This is a genomic window from Streptomyces sp. LN549, assembly GCF_043203805.1.
In the GTDB taxonomy this organism is placed as follows: Bacteria; Actinomycetota; Actinomycetes; order Streptomycetales; family Streptomycetaceae; genus Streptomyces.
On record NZ_JAZHRI010000002.1, the window covers coordinates 6,478,886 to 6,493,193 of the forward strand.

At 69.3% G+C, this 14,308-nt stretch carries 17 protein-coding genes and 5 tRNA genes; 16 read left to right on the forward strand and 6 right to left on the reverse strand.

What is annotated here, in order from left to right; genetic code table 11:
• Positions 1-36 precede the first annotated feature (36 nt).
• The 8 genes from SH922_RS29140 (at position 37) to SH922_RS29175 (ending at position 3,677) form a co-directional block, all read left to right on the forward strand.
• Positions 37-813: a fumarylacetoacetate hydrolase family protein gene (locus SH922_RS29140; RefSeq protein WP_393061049.1), complete on the forward strand. Its 777-nt coding sequence runs from the start codon at positions 37-39 to the stop codon at positions 811-813.
• On the forward strand, positions 806-2,278 hold the full coding sequence (gene gltX, locus SH922_RS29145; protein ID WP_393061050.1) for a glutamate--tRNA ligase: 1,473 nt from the start codon (positions 806-808) through the stop codon (positions 2,276-2,278). Before SH922_RS29140 ends, gltX begins: the two co-directional genes overlap by 8 nt.
• A 95-nt stretch (positions 2,279-2,373) precedes the next feature.
• Entirely contained in the window at positions 2,374-3,093 is a 720-nt protein-coding gene (locus tag SH922_RS29150; protein ID WP_393061052.1) for an HAD family hydrolase, read from the forward strand.
• Positions 3,094-3,179: 86 nt separating this feature from the next.
• A tRNA-Gln gene (locus SH922_RS29155) sits at positions 3,180-3,251 on the forward strand.
• A 35-nt stretch (positions 3,252-3,286) separates the two neighbouring features.
• A tRNA-Glu gene (locus SH922_RS29160) sits at positions 3,287-3,359 on the forward strand.
• A gap of 60 nt (positions 3,360-3,419) precedes the next feature.
• Positions 3,420-3,492: transfer RNA gene (locus SH922_RS29165), tRNA-Glu, on the forward strand.
• A gap of 12 nt (positions 3,493-3,504) precedes the next feature.
• Positions 3,505-3,576: transfer RNA gene (locus tag SH922_RS29170), tRNA-Gln, on the forward strand.
• Positions 3,577-3,604: 28 nt separating this feature from the next.
• Positions 3,605-3,677: transfer RNA gene (locus tag SH922_RS29175), tRNA-Glu, on the forward strand.
• A gap of 106 nt (positions 3,678-3,783) precedes the next feature.
• Here SH922_RS29175 and SH922_RS29180 read toward each other — a convergent pair.
• On the reverse strand, positions 3,784-4,425 hold the full coding sequence (locus SH922_RS29180) for a MerR family transcriptional regulator (protein WP_393061054.1): 642 nt from the start codon (positions 4,423-4,425) through the stop codon (positions 3,784-3,786).
• Positions 4,426-4,513: 88 nt separating this feature from the next.
• Here SH922_RS29180 and SH922_RS29185 point away from each other — a divergent pair, with 88 nt between their 5' ends.
• Entirely contained in the window at positions 4,514-5,011 is a 498-nt protein-coding gene (locus SH922_RS29185) for a DUF4188 domain-containing protein (protein WP_393061056.1), read from the forward strand.
• A 73-nt stretch (positions 5,012-5,084) separates the two neighbouring features.
• On the opposite strand, the gene ndgR is transcribed toward SH922_RS29185, so the two are convergent.
• Positions 5,085-5,801, reverse strand: coding sequence for an IclR family transcriptional regulator NdgR (gene ndgR, locus SH922_RS29190; protein WP_003966003.1), 717 nt, complete (start codon positions 5,799-5,801; stop codon positions 5,085-5,087).
• A 174-nt stretch (positions 5,802-5,975) separates the two neighbouring features.
• On the opposite strand from ndgR, the gene leuC reads away from it, so the two are divergent.
• From leuC to SH922_RS29210, 4 genes are all read left to right on the forward strand, one after another.
• Positions 5,976-7,400 (forward strand): 3-isopropylmalate dehydratase large subunit, encoded by a 1,425-nt coding sequence (gene leuC, locus SH922_RS29195; RefSeq protein ID WP_393061058.1) that lies wholly within the window; start codon positions 5,976-5,978, stop codon positions 7,398-7,400.
• Between the two features lie 5 nt (positions 7,401-7,405).
• On the forward strand, positions 7,406-7,999 hold the full coding sequence (gene leuD / locus SH922_RS29200) for a 3-isopropylmalate dehydratase small subunit (RefSeq protein ID WP_393061060.1): 594 nt from the start codon (positions 7,406-7,408) through the stop codon (positions 7,997-7,999).
• 104 nt (positions 8,000-8,103) lie between these two features.
• Complete coding sequence (locus tag SH922_RS29205; RefSeq protein WP_136330716.1) at positions 8,104-8,331, forward strand: hypothetical protein; 228 nt, start codon at positions 8,104-8,106, stop codon at positions 8,329-8,331.
• Positions 8,332-8,474: 143 nt separating this feature from the next.
• Complete coding sequence (locus SH922_RS29210) at positions 8,475-9,146, forward strand: HU family DNA-binding protein (RefSeq protein ID WP_385284757.1); 672 nt, start codon at positions 8,475-8,477, stop codon at positions 9,144-9,146.
• 94 nt (positions 9,147-9,240) lie between these two features.
• Here SH922_RS29210 and SH922_RS29215 read toward each other — a convergent pair whose 3' ends face one another.
• Entirely contained in the window at positions 9,241-9,444 is a 204-nt protein-coding gene (locus SH922_RS29215) for a hypothetical protein (protein ID WP_393061063.1), read from the reverse strand.
• Positions 9,445-9,454: 10 nt separating this feature from the next.
• On the reverse strand, positions 9,455-10,072 hold the full coding sequence (gene cofC / locus SH922_RS29220) for a 2-phospho-L-lactate guanylyltransferase (RefSeq protein ID WP_393061065.1): 618 nt from the start codon (positions 10,070-10,072) through the stop codon (positions 9,455-9,457).
• A 227-nt stretch (positions 10,073-10,299) separates the two neighbouring features.
• Between cofC and SH922_RS29225 the strand changes: the two genes are divergently transcribed.
• From SH922_RS29225 to SH922_RS29235, 3 genes are all read left to right on the forward strand, one after another.
• Positions 10,300-11,052 (forward strand): lysophospholipid acyltransferase family protein, encoded by a 753-nt coding sequence (locus SH922_RS29225; protein ID WP_393061067.1) that lies wholly within the window; start codon positions 10,300-10,302, stop codon positions 11,050-11,052.
• A complete protein-coding gene (locus tag SH922_RS29230; RefSeq protein WP_393061069.1) occupies positions 11,049-12,059 on the forward strand; it encodes an NAD(P)H-dependent glycerol-3-phosphate dehydrogenase in 1,011 nt (336 codons plus the stop codon). The genes SH922_RS29225 and SH922_RS29230 overlap by 4 nt, the downstream gene beginning before the upstream one ends.
• A 70-nt stretch (positions 12,060-12,129) precedes the next feature.
• Positions 12,130-13,287, forward strand: a complete 1,158-nt coding sequence (locus SH922_RS29235) for a D-alanine--D-alanine ligase family protein (protein ID WP_393061071.1) — start codon at positions 12,130-12,132, stop codon at positions 13,285-13,287.
• A 48-nt stretch (positions 13,288-13,335) separates the two neighbouring features.
• Here the strand turns inward: SH922_RS29235 and SH922_RS29240 are convergent, their stop codons facing one another.
• Together SH922_RS29240 and SH922_RS29245 are read right to left on the reverse strand one after the other, a co-directional pair.
• A complete protein-coding gene (locus tag SH922_RS29240; protein WP_393061073.1) occupies positions 13,336-13,824 on the reverse strand; it encodes a DUF3515 domain-containing protein in 489 nt (162 codons plus the stop codon).
• A 20-nt stretch (positions 13,825-13,844) separates the two neighbouring features.
• Positions 13,845-14,078 carry an Lrp/AsnC family transcriptional regulator gene (locus SH922_RS29245; protein ID WP_064070330.1) on the reverse strand — a complete coding sequence of 78 codons (234 nt, stop codon included), beginning with the start codon at positions 14,076-14,078 and terminating at the stop codon, positions 13,845-13,847.
• Between the last annotated feature and the right edge of the window lie 230 nt (positions 14,079-14,308).

Below are 14,308 nucleotides of genomic sequence, written 5' to 3' on the forward strand. Positions count from 1 at the left end.
TTCAGCTACCCAGCAAGTGAGGGGCGACAGCTTCCCGTGCGCATCGCCAGGTTCTCCATCGACGGCAATGTCGCCTTCGGCGCCGTCGAGGGCGACGGGCCCGATGGTCTCGTCCTCGACATCATCAAGGGCATCCCGTACGCCGAGTTCGAGCTCTCCGGGACCAAGGTCCCGCTGAGCAAGGTCCGGCTGCTGCCGCCCGTGCTCCCCAACAAGGTCGTGGCCATCGGCCGCAACTACGCGGAGCACGCCGCGGAGCTCGGCAACGAGGTCCCCGACGTCCCCGTGGCCTTCTTCAAGCCCACCACCTCGGTGATCGGCTCCGGCGACGCCATCGAGTACCCCTCCTTCTCCAACGAGCTGCACCACGAGGCCGAGCTGGCCGTGGTCATCGGCCGGATGTGCCGCGAGGTGCCGCGGGAGCGGGTCAAGGACGTCATCTTCGGCTACACCTGCGCCAACGACGTGACCGCCCGCGACGCCCAGAAGCGCGAGAAGCAGTGGGCCCGGGCCAAGGGCTTCGACACGTCCTGCCCGCTCGGCCCCTGGGTGGAGACCGACCTGGACCCCAGCGACATCGCCATCCAGGCCACGGTCAACGGCGAGCAACGCCAGCTCGGCCGGACGAGCGAGATGATCCGCTCCATCGAGGACCTGGTCGTCCACATCACGGAAGCGATGACGCTGCTCCCGGGCGATGTGATCCTCACCGGAACTCCCGCAGGGGTCGGACCCCTCCATGTCGGCGACGAGGTCGCCGTCACCATCGAAGGCATCGGCACTCTCACCAACAAGGTGATCAAGCGTGGTTAACGCACCAGTCCGCGTACGTTTCTGTCCCTCCCCGACCGGCAACCCCCACGTGGGCCTGGTCCGGACAGCTCTCTTCAACTGGGCCTTCGCCCGGCACCACCAGGGCACCCTGGTCTTCCGCATCGAGGACACCGACGCGGCGCGCGACTCCGAGGAGTCGTACAACCAGCTCCTCGACGCGATGCGCTGGCTCGGCCTCGACTGGGACGAGGGCCCCGAGGTCGGAGGCCCGCACGCCCCGTACCGCCAGTCGCAGCGCATGGACATCTACAAGGACGTCGCCGAGAAGCTCCTCGCCGCCGGTCACGCGTACCACTGCTACTGCACCACCGAGGAGCTCGACGCCCGTCGTGACGCCGCCCGCGCCGCCGGCAAGCCGTCCGGCTACGACGGCCACTGCCGCGACCTGAGCGCCGAGCAGACCGCCGCGTACGAGGCCGAGGGCCGCACCTCCATCGTCCGCTTCCGGATGCCCGACGAGGCCCTCACCTTCACGGACCTGGTCCGCGGCGACATCACCGTCCAGCCGGAGAACGTGCCGGACTACGGCATCGTCCGCGCCAACGGCGCCCCGCTCTACACGCTGGTCAACCCGGTCGACGACGCGCTGATGGAGATCACCCACGTCCTGCGCGGCGAGGACCTGCTCTCCTCCACCCCGCGCCAGATCGCGCTGTACGCGGCGCTCACCGAGCTGGGCATCGCCAAGCAGACCCCGGAGTTCGGCCACCTGCCGTACGTCATGGGAGAGGGCAACAAGAAGCTCTCCAAGCGCGACCCGCAGGCCTCCCTCAACCTCTACCGCGAGCGCGGCTTCCTGCGTGAGGGGCTGCTCAACTACCTCTCGCTGCTCGGCTGGTCGATCGCCGAGGACCGGGACATCTTCGACATCGACGAGATGGTCGCCGCGTTCGACATCACGGACGTCAACGCCAACCCGGCCCGCTTCGACCTCAAGAAGTGCGAGCACATCAACGCCGAGCACATCCGCCGGCTCGATGTGAAGACCTTCACCGAGGCGTGCGGTCCCTGGCTGCAGGCCCCCTTCGCCCCCTGGGCCCCGGAGGCCTTCGACGCGGACGTGTTCGCGTCGATCGCCCCGCACGCCCAGACCCGGGTCACCGTTCTCTCCGAGATCACGGCCAACGTCGACTTCCTCTTCCTCGACGAGCCGGCGACCGACGAGGCGTCCTGGGCCAAGGCGATGAAGGAGGGCTCCGACGCCCTGCTCGTCACCGCCCGCGCCAAGCTGATCGCCGCCGAGTGGAACGCGGAGGCCCTGAAGGCCGCCATCCTCGCCGCCGGCGAGGAGCACGGCCTGAAGCTCGGCAAGGCGCAGGCCCCGGTCCGTGTCGCCGTCACCGGCCGCACGATCGGCCTGCCGCTCTTCGAGTCCCTGGAGATCCTGGGCCGCGAGAAGACGATCGCCCGCATCGACGCGGCGCTGGCCAGGCTGGCAGCGTAACGACGACAGACGGACGGGCCCGGCAACCGCGCACAGCGGCTGCCGGGCCCGTCCGTCTGTCGTCAGGCGCGCCCGGACGCCCTAAGGTCGGATTCATGCCGATCAGAGCCGTCCTCTGGGACGTTGACGACACACTCTTCGACTACACGACGGCCGCCGCCACCGGCATGTCCCGGCATCTCGCGGCCGAGGGGCTGCCGGCGGGCTACGGCACGGCCGACGAGGCGGGCGACGCCTGGCAACGGCTCACCCGGTACCACTGGCAGCGGTTCGCCGACGGGGAGACCGACTGGCAGGGCCAGCGCCGCGACCGAGCAAGGGACTTCCTCGCACGCCCGCTGGACGACGCCGCGGCCGATGCCTGGTTCGAGCGGCACATCGCCCACTACGAGGCCGCCTGGGCGCTCTTCCCGGACGCCGTGCCCGCGCTCGACGCCCTGGCGGGGGCGTACCGGCACGCCGTGCTGTCGAACTCCGCCCTGGAACAGCAGCACCACAAGCTGACCGTGCTCGGTGTGCGCGACCGCTTCGAGTCCGTCCTGTGTGCGGCGGAGCTGGGCATCGCCAAGCCCGCCCCCGGGGCGTTCCTCGCCGCCTGCGAGGCACTGGCACTGCCGCCGGCGGAGGTCGCCTACGTGGGGGACGAACCCGACATCGACGCCCGCGGCGCGGTGGCCGCCGGTCTCACGGGCATCTGGCTGGACCGGCACGGACGGGGCGGACGGCCCGAACTCGTCCGGATCACGGCCCTGGACCAGCTCCCCGGCCTGCTCGCGGCCAATACCCGTTTTGGAGCGCCGGACACCTTCGGGTAATGTTCTTCCTGCGCCGCCCAAGCGGAACGAAAGATCCGGTCGGGAAGCGCAGACAGAAACAACACCCCTCAGGGGTTGCGTTTCAGTGGGCTATGGTGTAATTGGCAACACTACGGTTTCTGGTACCGTCATTCTAGGTTCGAGTCCTGGTAGCCCAGCGCAAGACCGCAAGAAAAGTAAGTTGCAGGAACAAGCCCCCGTTGTGTAGCGGCCTAGCACGCTGCCCTCTCACGGCAGTAGCGCCGGTTCGAATCCGGTCGGGGGTACAGATCCTTCCCGCGAGAACATCTGGGTCGCACCCACGTTCTTGATGCAGGATCGCTAGGGCCCCCGTTGTGTAGCGGCCTAGCACGCTGCCCTCTCACGGCAGTAGCGCCGGTTCGAATCCGGTCGGGGGTACTTGTAACACCATGGGCTATGGTGTAATTGGCAACACTACGGTTTCTGGTACCGTCATTCTAGGTTCGAGTCCTGGTAGCCCAGCGCAAGACAAGCAAGTCGCAGTATCCAAGCCCCCGTTGTGTAGCGGCCTAGCACGCTGCCCTCTCACGGCAGTAGCGCCGGTTCAAATCCGGTCGGGGGTACAACAGAGCATCAGGCGAAGGCCCTTCACTCCGGTGAGGGGCCTTCTGCTTATGTGTGCGGGCCGTTCGGCCCGGACCCGCATGAGGAGTCCGTACGGGGTCGCGCTCAGAGCCCGTACCGCCGGGCCGACTCCTCCTCCTGGGCCAGCCGGCGCAGGGCCGCCAGCACCGGCTCGTACAGCACCGCGGAGGCGACCGCCATCTCCACCTGCTCCGACTGCGTGGGATACGTCTCCATCATGTCCAGATCCCGGGCCGCCGCCTCGTGCATGAGGCGCGCGTGGTCCGCCAGATAGTCGCCCCGGAACGGGTAGCCGAGACGGATCAGGGTGGCCAGGGACGCCACCAGTGAGCGGTGGGAGGGGGAGAGGGAGCCGACCTCCCGGGCGGTCGACCATCCCAGCCGGTCCAGGAGCCGGTCGACCTCCGCGTGGGCGGCCGCCGTCTCCGGTGCCTCCTCGTCCGGGTCCGGACCGTGCGGCAGCGACCAGAGGGCCGCACCCAGCCGGATCGTCCGGCCGAGGGACTCGTCGTCGGCGTGGTTCAGCACCTCGCGGGCCGTGGCCACCGGGAGGCGGCCGACCTGGAGCAGGGCCCGGACCAGCCGCAGCCGGCGCACATGGCTCTCGTCGTACTCGGCCTGCGTCGCACTCACCCGCTGCCCCGGCGCCAACAGCCCTTCGCGCAGGTAGTACTTGATCGTCGCCGTGCTGACGCCGCTCTGCTCACTCAGTTCCGAGAGCCGCATTCGGTCCCCTCCCTTGCGCCGCCGTTGGGGCGGTGCCACGATCCAATCATTGGATAGTTCAACTCTCCAACCGAACCAGGGGGCCCGCATGTTCGCGAAACCGATACCGGGACGGATGACCGCGGCAGCCGAGGGGGACGTGGTCATCCTGCTGATCGGCATGCGCATCAACCACTTCTGGGGAGTGCACCACTGGCTCCCCGTCTTCCTCGCGATGCCGCGCCTGCTGCGGGAGTTGAGCAGGGACAAGAGCAGGGGGCTGCTCGGATACAACCTGCTGTCCGGCTCGCCGAGGACGTACTACGTCGTCCAGTACTGGGAGTCGAAGGAGAAGCTGTACGAGTACGCCGTGGCGCCGGACATGCTGCACCGCAAGGCGTGGGCGATGATCAATCGCAAGGAGAAGAAGTCCCGGCAGCACGTGGGGCTGTGGCACGAGACCTATGTCGTGCCCGAGGGCGGGTACGAGTCCATCTACGCCGACATGCCGGCGTACGGACTGGCTGCCGCGACCGGGTCGCTGCCGATCGAGGGGCGGGGCCGCCGTGCGGCGGATCGCTTCGCGCACCGCTCGCCGGCGAAGTGAGATGCTGAACTGATGCTGAGAGGGGGCCGCCACGACGCTGGGGCGGCCTCTTGTGAAGGGTGGGAGCGCCTGATCAGCCCGTGCGGCGCAGCGCCTCGCTCAGCCGGGCGGCCGAGTCGATGACGGCCTGGGCGTGCATGCGTCCCGGGTGCCGGGTCAGCCGCTCGATCGGTCCGGAGACCGAGACTGCCGCGACCACCCGGTTCGAGGGGCCGCGCACCGGGGCGGAGACCGAGGCGACGCCCGGCTCGCGCTCGCCGATCGACTGGGCCCAGCCCCGGCGGCGGACGCCGGAGAGCGCCGTCGCCGTGAAGCGGGCGCCCTGGAGGCCGCGGTGCAGGCGCTCGGGCTCCTCCCAGGCCATGAGGATCTGGGCGGAGGAACCCGCCTTCATGGTGAGCGTGGAGCCGACCGGCACGGTGTCCCGCAGACCGGACAGCCGCTCCGCCGCCGCCACGCAGATCCGCATGTCGCCCTGCCGGCGATAGAGCTGGGCGCTCTCGCCGGTGATGTCGCGGAGGTGGGTGAGCACCGGTCCCGCCGTGGCGAGCAGCCGGTCCTCGCCCGCCGCAGCGGCGAGCTCCGACAGGCGGGGGCCGAGAATGAAACGGCCCTGCATGTCCCTCGCCACCATGCGGTGGTGTTCCAGTGCCACGGCCAGTCGGTGAGCCGTGGGTCGTGCGAGCCCGGTCGCCGCGACCAGCCCGGCGAGGGTGGCCGGCCCGGACTCCAGGGCGCTCAATACCAGAGCTGCCTTGTCGAGAACGCCGACGCCGCTAGAGTTGTCCATACGACGATACTCGCGTCTCACTCTGTGAAACGCAAGTTCAATTTTCCAGCGAAGTTGCGAACCTGTAGGGGCGGCCGCACAACGGCCCGTAGCCACCGCCCCGTACGGGGGTCCGGACGGGGGCGCACCGAATCTCTAGTTGGGCCGGCGACGACGCCGGCCGGAGGGAAAGCGATGGGTAGGACACTCGCGGAGAAGGTTTGGGACGACCATGTCGTCCGGCGCGCCGAAGGTGAGCCCGACCTCCTCTACATCGATCTGCACCTGCTGCACGAGGTGACCAGCCCGCAGGCCTTCGACGGTCTGCGGCAGGCCGGACGCCCGGTGCGGCGCCTCGACCTCACCATCGCCACCGAGGACCACAACACCCCGACCCTCGACATCGACAAGCCGATCGCCGACCCGGTCTCCCGCGCTCAGCTGGAGACCCTGCGCAAGAACTGCGCGGAGTTCGGCGTCCGGCTGCACCCGCTGGGCGACGTCGAGCAGGGCGTCGTGCACGTGGTCGGCCCGCAGCTGGGTCTGACCCAGCCCGGCACCACGGTCGTGTGTGGTGATTCACACACCTCCACGCACGGCGCGTTCGGCGCGCTGGCGTTCGGTATCGGCACCAGCCAGGTCGAGCACGTACTGGCCACGCAGACGCTGCCGCTGGCCCGTCCGAAGACGATGGCGATCACCATCGACGGCGAACTGCCCGAGAGCGTCACGGCCAAGGACCTGATCCTCGCGATCATCGCGCGGATCGGCACCGGCGGCGGTCAGGGCTACATCCTCGAATACCGCGGCTCCGCCATCGAGAAGCTCTCGATGGAGGCCCGGATGACCATCTGCAACATGTCGATCGAGGCCGGTGCACGGGCGGGCATGATCGCCCCCGACCGGACCACCTTCGACTACCTGCAGGGCCGGGACCACGCCCCGCAGGGCGAGGACTGGGACGCGGCCGTCGCGTACTGGAAGACGCTGCGCACGGACGACGACGCCGTCTTCGACGCCGAGGTGGTCATCGAGGCCGCCGAACTGGCGCCGTTCGTCACCTGGGGCACCAACCCCGGCCAGGGCGCACCCCTGTCGGCCAACGTCCCCGATCCTGCTTCGTACGAGGACGCCTCGGAGCGCAACGCCGCCGAAAAGGCGCTGGAGTACATGGGGTTGACCGCCGGCCAGCCGCTGCGCGAGATCAATGTCGACACCGTCTTCGTAGGCTCCTGCACCAACGGCCGGATCGAGGACCTGCGCAACGCGGCCGCGATCCTGGACGGCCGCAAAGTCGCCGACGGCGTACGGATGCTGGTCGTCCCGGGCTCCGTCCGGGTCGCCCTGCAGGCCGTGGAGGAGGGCCTGGACAAGGTCTTCACCGCCGCCGGCGCCGAATGGCGGCACGCGGGTTGCTCGATGTGCCTCGGCATGAACCCCGACCAGCTGGCCCCCGGCGAGCGCTCCGCCTCGACCTCGAACCGTAACTTCGAGGGCCGGCAGGGCAAGGGCGGCCGTACGCACCTGGTCTCCCCGCAGGTCGCCGCCGCGACCGCCGTGCTGGGCCATCTGGCCTCGCCGGCCGACCTGTCCGACGCCCGTACGCCCGCCGGAGTCTGAGAATCATGGAAGCTTTCACCGCACACACCGGCCGGGCCGTCCCGCTGCGCCGCAGCAACGTGGACACCGACCAGATCATCCCCGCCCACTGGCTGAAGAAGGTCACCCGGGACGGCTTCGAGGACGGGCTCTTCGAGGCCTGGCGCAAGGACGAGAACTTCGTCCTCAACCGCCCGGAGCGCAAGGGCGCCTCGGTCCTGGTGGCCGGCCCCGACTTCGGCACCGGCTCGTCCCGCGAGCACGCCGTCTGGGCGCTCCAGAACTACGGCTTCAAGACCGTCATCTCCTCCCGGTTCGCCGACATCTTCCGCGGCAACTCGCTGAAGAACGGGCTGTTGACCGTGGTCCTGGACCAGAAGGTCGTCGACGCCCTCTGGGAGCTGACCGAGGCCGACCCGACGGCCGAGGTCACCGTCGACCTGGAGAAGCGGCAAGTCCTCGCCGAGGGCATCACCGCGGACTTCGAGCTCGACGAGAACGCCCGCTGGCGGCTGCTGAACGGGCTGGACGACATCAGCCTCACCCTGCAGAACGAAGCGGACATCGCGGCCTACGAGGCGGCCAGGCCGACCCACAAGCCCCGTACAATTAACGCCTGAGCAGCACGTTTCCAGTACTGCGCCCCCTGCCTTCTGGTAGGGGGCGCAGTCGCTTGTTGAGCCCCCGTCGGGCGACAACTCGCCCCAGATGGCACAATCGGTGCATGGAACGCGACAGCCAACTCAAGCTTTACGGCCAAGTCGCCGACCAATTGAAGGAAGCGCACTCACGAGTGCGTGCACTGCAAGTCCCGGAGGGCGTACGGATGGCGCTGAACCGGAAGCTGTTGGTCGTCACGGCCGCGGCAAAGCACGATCTCCCAGATGCAGCAAGGCGTCTGGACCGGTTGATGAAGGACCTCGATGAGGGCCGATTCCCCGAAGGTGACTGACTCTGCGGAACTGCGCAGCGGTCGACTTCGTTGCGGCACTAGGGTGATTAGCCCGTTTCGTGTTTGATTTGCGGTATATATCTGCCTAACGTGCGAAAAAGCCTGAACAGTTTCGTTCGGGCAATGTCTCCGAAGGGGAAGACGTGAACAAGGCACAGCTCGTAGAAGCGATTGCCGACAAGGTCGGCGGCCGTCAGCAGGCCGCGGACGCCGTCGATGCGGTGCTCGACGCGATCGTTCGTGCAGTCGTCGCAGGTGACCGGGTTTCGGTCACCGGCTTCGGCTCGTTCGAGAAGGTCGACCGCCCCGCCCGCTACGCCCGCAACCCGCAGACGGGTGAGCGCGTACGGGTCAAGAAGACCTCGGTGCCCCGCTTCCGTGCGGGACAGGGCTTCAAGGACCTGGTGAGTGGTTCGAAGAAGCTCCCCAAGAACGACGTGGCCGTGAAGAAGGCCCCCAAGGGCAGCCTCTCGGGCGGTTCTTCCACCCGTACGACGGCCAAGGCCGCCGCGAAGAAGGCGACCGCCAAGAAGGCCGTGGCGAAGAAGGCCACCGCCAAGAAGACCGTGGCAGCGGCGAAGACGACTGCTGCCGCCAAGAAGACCACCGCGAAGAAGACCTCCGCGGCGGCGAAGAAGACCACGGCGGCCGCGAAGAAGGCGACCCCGGCGGCGAAGAAGACGACGACGGCAGCCAAGAAGGCCGTCGCCAGCAAGACCGCGCCCGCCAAGAAGACCACGGCGAAGAAGGCGCCCGCGAAGAAGACCACCGCGCGCAAGACCACGGCCAAGAAGGCCACTGCACGCAAGAAGTGAGGACCGGCACCACAAGGTTCCTCACACGCGCCGGGCCGGGCTCCCCTCGGGGAGCCCGGCCCGCGGGCTGTTCGGGGCGGTCCCGGGCCCGGTCTCAGAAGGTCTGCAGCGTCACCAGGGTGATCCGCAGCCCGGCGCCTTCGCCCTCGCCCTCGATCCGCACCCGTTGCCCCGGGCGCAGCAGCCGCAGGCCGCCGGCGTCGAAGGCCGGGGCGTCGAAGTCCACCGGGGTGCCGTCGTCGAGCAGCACGCTGCCGGTGCGGGTCTCGGGGTCGTATGTGTACGAGGTCGCCTGCATGGGCGGCAGCCTATCGGTCCGCCGCAGGGACCCCCGCGGCCCAGCGCCCCGCCGTGTACGGGCCGACGCCCAGGGCCAGTGCCGCCCGAAGATCGTCGCCCGTGTCCACGTCCTGGCGCACCGAATCGATACCGGACAGCGTGACCTCCACCGCCCCCGACGTGAGATGCCGGGCCCTGGACGGACCGCCGAAAGCGGGGCGCAATTCCACTCCTGGCCCAGCGGAGAGAAAAGTCGTTCCGATTCCCGCGACATCGGTCACAAAGGCCCGGGGAAAAGCGGCAGAAAATTCGAGTACGCGGGACAATTCCGCCGGGCGCAACGCGGGAAGATCGGCGTTGAGCGCGGCGAGGGCTCCGTGGGGCCGGGCCGACCGCACCGCGCGCTCACCGTGCGCGAGGGCGGCGTTGAGCCCGGCGGCCGGGGTGTCGGCCACGATCCGGGCCCCGAGCGCGGCCAGCGCGGCCCCGGCAGTCGTGTCGTCCGTGACGACCACCACATCGGCGACGCCCGGGCAGGACAGAGCGGCGGACACGGTGTCCCGGGCGAAGGCCAGAGCGAGTCGCGGCCGCAACAGGGCGCCGGAAGCGGGCGCCAGCCTGCTCTTGGCCCGCGCCAGGGGCTTCAATGGGACGACCAGTGACCAAGGGCCGGTCGGGTCGGTGTTCGTGGCGGTCTCCCCCCTCGATGTGCATGGCCGCCTATTCTCGCCTGCCGGTACGACAACCCGGAGGGTCGGTCCCGAAGGTGAGGCGTACGGTGTTCTCGACAGAGCAGGGGCCTGGGGCGAGACTTGACCGTCGGTAGTCAGTCAGCAGTCAGCTCCACAGTCAGGTCATAGAGGAAGGTGTCCGAGTGTCCCGCCGCAGAATCGGCTTCTGGTACCGCCTGGCGGCGGTCATCGCGAAACCGCCGCTGGTGATTCTGTTCAAGCGCGACTGGCGGGGAATGGAACACATTCCGGCCGACGGCGGATTCATCACCGCGGTCAATCACAACTCGTACCTGGACCCTCTTTCGTACGGGCATTTCCAGTACAACACCGGACGGGTGCCGCGGCTCCTCGCCAAGGCGGGCCTCTTCAAGACCCCCTTCGTCGGAATGATGCTGCGCGGCACCGGCCAGATCCCGGTGTACCGCGAGACCACGAACGCGCTGGACGCCTTCCGGGCCGCCGTCGACGCCATCGAGCGCGGTGAGTGCGTCGCCTTCTACCCCGAGGGCACCCTCACCCGCGACCCCGAGATGTGGCCGATGGCCGGCAAGACCGGCGCCGCCCGCGTCGCGTTGATGACCAGGGCCCCGGTCATCCCCGTCGCGCAGTGGGGTGCCAACCTGGCAGTGCCGCCCTACGCCACGGAGAAGAAGGTGCGGCTCTTCCCCCGCAAGACCCTCCAGGTCCAGGCAGGGCCGCCCGTCGACCTCTCCCGGTTCTACGGTCAGGAGCCGACGCCCGACGTGCTGCGCGAGGCGACCGAGGTCATCATGCTCGCGGTCACCGCGCAGCTGGAGGAGGTGCGCGGCGAGAAGGCGCCCGCCGAGCTCTACGACCACCGCAAGGCCCGTGCAGAACAACGGCGCAAGGCCGAAGGAGAGGGACCCAAGTGACGCACCCCGTAAAGGCAGCCGTCTTCGGAACCGGCTCATGGGGTACGGCCTTCGCCATGGTCCTCGCCGACGCCGGCTGCGAGGTCACCCTCTGGGGGCGCCGGGCCGAGGTCGCCGAGGCCGTCAACACGACCCGTACCAACCCCGACTACCTGCCGGGCATCGAACTCCCCGCATCGGTGCGGGCCACCACTGACCCCGCCGAAGCCCTGCGCGGCGCCGACTTCGCGGTGCTCGTCGTGCCGTCCCAGACACTGCGCGCCAACCTCGCCGACTGGGCCCCGCACCTGGAGCCGCAGACGGTCCTCGTCTCCATGATGAAGGGCGTCGAGCTCGGCACCGCGAAGCGGATGAGCGAGGTCATCGAGGACGCCACGAAGGTCTCCGCCGACCGGATCGCCGTCATCACCGGGCCCAACCTCGCCAAGGAGATCGCCGAACGCCGCCCCGCCGCGGCCGTCGTGGCCTGCCGGGACGAGGCCGTCGCACGCCGCCTCCAGGCCGCCTGCCACACCCCGTACTTCCGCCCGTACACCAGCACCGACGTGGTCGGATGTGAGCTCGGGGGAGCCGTCAAGAACGTCATCGGGCTGGCCGTGGGCATCGCCGACGGCATGGGGCTCGGCGACAACGCCAAGGGCTCGCTCATCACCCGCGGCCTCGCCGAGACCATCCGGCTCGGACTGGCCATGGGTGCCGACCCGCTGACCTTCTCCGGACTCGCGGGCCTCGGCGACCTGGTGGCGACCTGTTCGTCGCCGCTCTCGCGGAACCACACCTTCGGGGTCAACCTCGGCCGCGGCATGACGCTCCAGGAGACCATCGCGGTCACCAAGCAGACCGCCGAGGGCGTCAAGTCGTGCGAATCCGTGCTCGACCTGGCCCGCAGGCACGGCGTCGACATGCCCCTCACCGAGACGGTCGTCGGCATCGTCCACGAGGGCAAGCCGCCGATGGTCGCGCTCAAGGAACTCATGTCGCGCAGCGCCAAGGCCGAGCGGCACTGAGCCGGTTCACCCACCGGGCGGTACCTGCCGCGCTGACGCGACCCGTACCAGAAGGTACGCTCATCGCGATATGAGCAGCGAGAACCTCCCCCAGAGCACGGAGCAGCAGCTCCGCAAGCCGCGTGTAGCCGTCGTGTTCGGCGGCCGCAGCTCCGAACACGGCATTTCGGTGGTCACGGCCGGTGCGGTCCTGAACGCGATCGACCGGACGAAGTACGACGTCCTGCCGATCGGCATCACGACGGACGGCCGCTGGGCGCTCACCGCCGACGAACCCGAACGCATGGCCATCACGGACCGGAAGATGCCCGACGTGGCACAACTGGCCGAGTCCGACGAGGGCGGCGTGGTGCTCTCCGTCGATCCCGGCAGCCGCGAAGTGGTCTACAGCGAGCCCGGATCCGTCCCCAAGGCGCTCGGCGAGGTCGACGTCGTCTTCCCCGTCCTGCACGGTCCCTACGGTGAGGACGGCACGCTCCAGGGCCTCCTGGAGCTCTCCGGTGTGCCGTACGTCGGCGCCGGCGTCCTCGCCTCGGCGGTCGGCCAGGACAAGGAGTACATGAAGCGCGTCTTCACCTCCTTCGGGCTCCCCGTCGGGCCGTACCTGGTCGTGCGCCCCCGCGAGTGGGACAACGACGCCCTGGGCGCCCGCAAGCGCATCACGGACTTCGCCGGCGAGCACGGCTGGCCACTCTTCATCAAGCCCGCCCGGGCCGGCTCGTCCATCGGCATCACCAAGGTCGACGACCCCTCCGGCCTCGACGAGGCGATCGAGGAGGCTCGCCGCCACGACCCCAAGTTCCTTGTGGAGTCGCTGCTGCGGGGCCGCGAGATCGAGTGCGGGGTGCTGGAGTTCGAGGACGGTCCGCGCGCCAGCGTGCCCGCCGAGATCCCGCCGGTCACCTCGCACGACTTCTACGACTTCGAGGCCAAGTACATCGACGCGGCGTCCGGGATCGTGCCCGCCCCGCTCACCGACGAGGAGACCGCAGAGGTCCAGCGGCTCGCGGTCGAGGCGTTCGAGGCCACCTCCTGCGAGGGCCTGGTGCGCGCCGACTTCTTCCTCACCGAGGACGGCGGCTTCGTCATCAACGAGATCAACACCCTGCCGGGCTTCACCCCGATCTCCATGTACCCGCGCATGTGGCAGGAGAGCGGCGTCAGCTACCAGCAGCTGGTCGACCGGCTCATCCAGGCGGCGCTGGACCGGCCGACCGGCCTGCGCTGAGAGCCGCCGGCACAGCACGGGGAGTGCGCCCCGGCCGGGGCGCACTCCCTACAGGCTGCTGGGAACCGTCTTCTTGACCGCCGGGGCGAAGGCCGCCAGCGGGGTCGCGTCATGCGCGTACGCCACCGAGAGCGTGACCTCGACGTACGCCTTGCGCAGGGTGGTCGTGAAGCGCGGCCCGTCGTCCTCCCGCTGCTCCAGCAGCCAGTTGACGCCGTCGGCCTCGGCGGCCTTCGACTGGGCGTCGTCCATCTTCACGGGGCGCGGGACACCGCAGCGCAGTACGATCGCCCCGTCCCCCCACCCGGCGGTCAGATCCGAACGGGGCGCGGGATCACTGCGCTCCAGACCGGCGACGGAACTCGGCAGCTCCTCGTGCAGCGCACGGCAGTAGGCTGCGGCTTCCGAGGACGGGGTGGGCACCGTGACCGATGCCGACGGGTCCGTGGAGGTGCAGCCCGCCGCAGCCATGAGGACCAGGGCGGCGGACGGACCGAGGAGCACGGGGTGGGGGAGCCGGCGGCAGGAAGATGTCACCGGCCCAGCGTAGACGGGGGCTACAGGTGAACGACCGGACAGGTCAGGGTTCGGGTGATGCCGTCCACCTGCTGGACCTTGGCGACCACCATGCGTCCGAGTTCATCGACCGTGTCGGCCTGGGCCCGCACGATCACGTCGTAGGGGCCGGTGACGTCCTCTGCCTGGATCACTCCCGGAATCTTGGCGATGGTCTCGGCGACGGTCGACGCCTTGCCCACCTCGGTCTGGATAAGGATGTACGCCTGTACCACGGAACCTCCAGGGCGGCCACGAGGATCATGTGGGGGAAAGGGACGCCACGTTATCGCGTTGCCGCGGGCCGCGGGGAGACCTGCGGGCCGGATGACGCCCACAGCGTGGCGTACAGAACACACAAGTTGACGTATCTCTTGACAGTACCGACAGCAGTGAAGGCCCGCGACCGCAAGCTCAGCGGGGCGGACGGGGGACAGGCGTGCCCGTGACCAGCAGGACGGGCCGC

Bases quoted from the DNA above. Each gene is read 5' to 3' on its own strand.
- ndgR (WP_003966003.1), bottom strand. From the start codon at position 5,801: ATGGACAACTCTAGCGGCGTCGGCGTTCTCGACAAGGCAGCTCTGGTA.
- SH922_RS29185 (WP_393061056.1), top strand. From the start codon at position 4,514: ATGTTCGCGAAACCGATACCGGGACGGATGACCGCGGCAGCCGAGGGG.
- leuD (WP_393061060.1), top strand. From the start codon at position 7,406: ATGGAAGCTTTCACCGCACACACCGGCCGGGCCGTCCCGCTGCGCCGC.
- SH922_RS29235 (WP_393061071.1), top strand. From the start codon at position 12,130: ATGAGCAGCGAGAACCTCCCCCAGAGCACGGAGCAGCAGCTCCGCAAG.
- SH922_RS29180 (WP_393061054.1), bottom strand. From the start codon at position 4,425: ATGCGGCTCTCGGAACTGAGTGAGCAGAGCGGCGTCAGCACGGCGACG.
- SH922_RS29205 (WP_136330716.1), top strand. From the start codon at position 8,104: ATGGAACGCGACAGCCAACTCAAGCTTTACGGCCAAGTCGCCGACCAA.
- SH922_RS29215 (WP_393061063.1), bottom strand. From the start codon at position 9,444: ATGCAGGCGACCTCGTACACATACGACCCCGAGACCCGCACCGGCAGC.
- leuC (WP_393061058.1), top strand. From the start codon at position 5,976: ATGGGTAGGACACTCGCGGAGAAGGTTTGGGACGACCATGTCGTCCGG.
- SH922_RS29150 (WP_393061052.1), top strand. From the start codon at position 2,374: ATGCCGATCAGAGCCGTCCTCTGGGACGTTGACGACACACTCTTCGAC.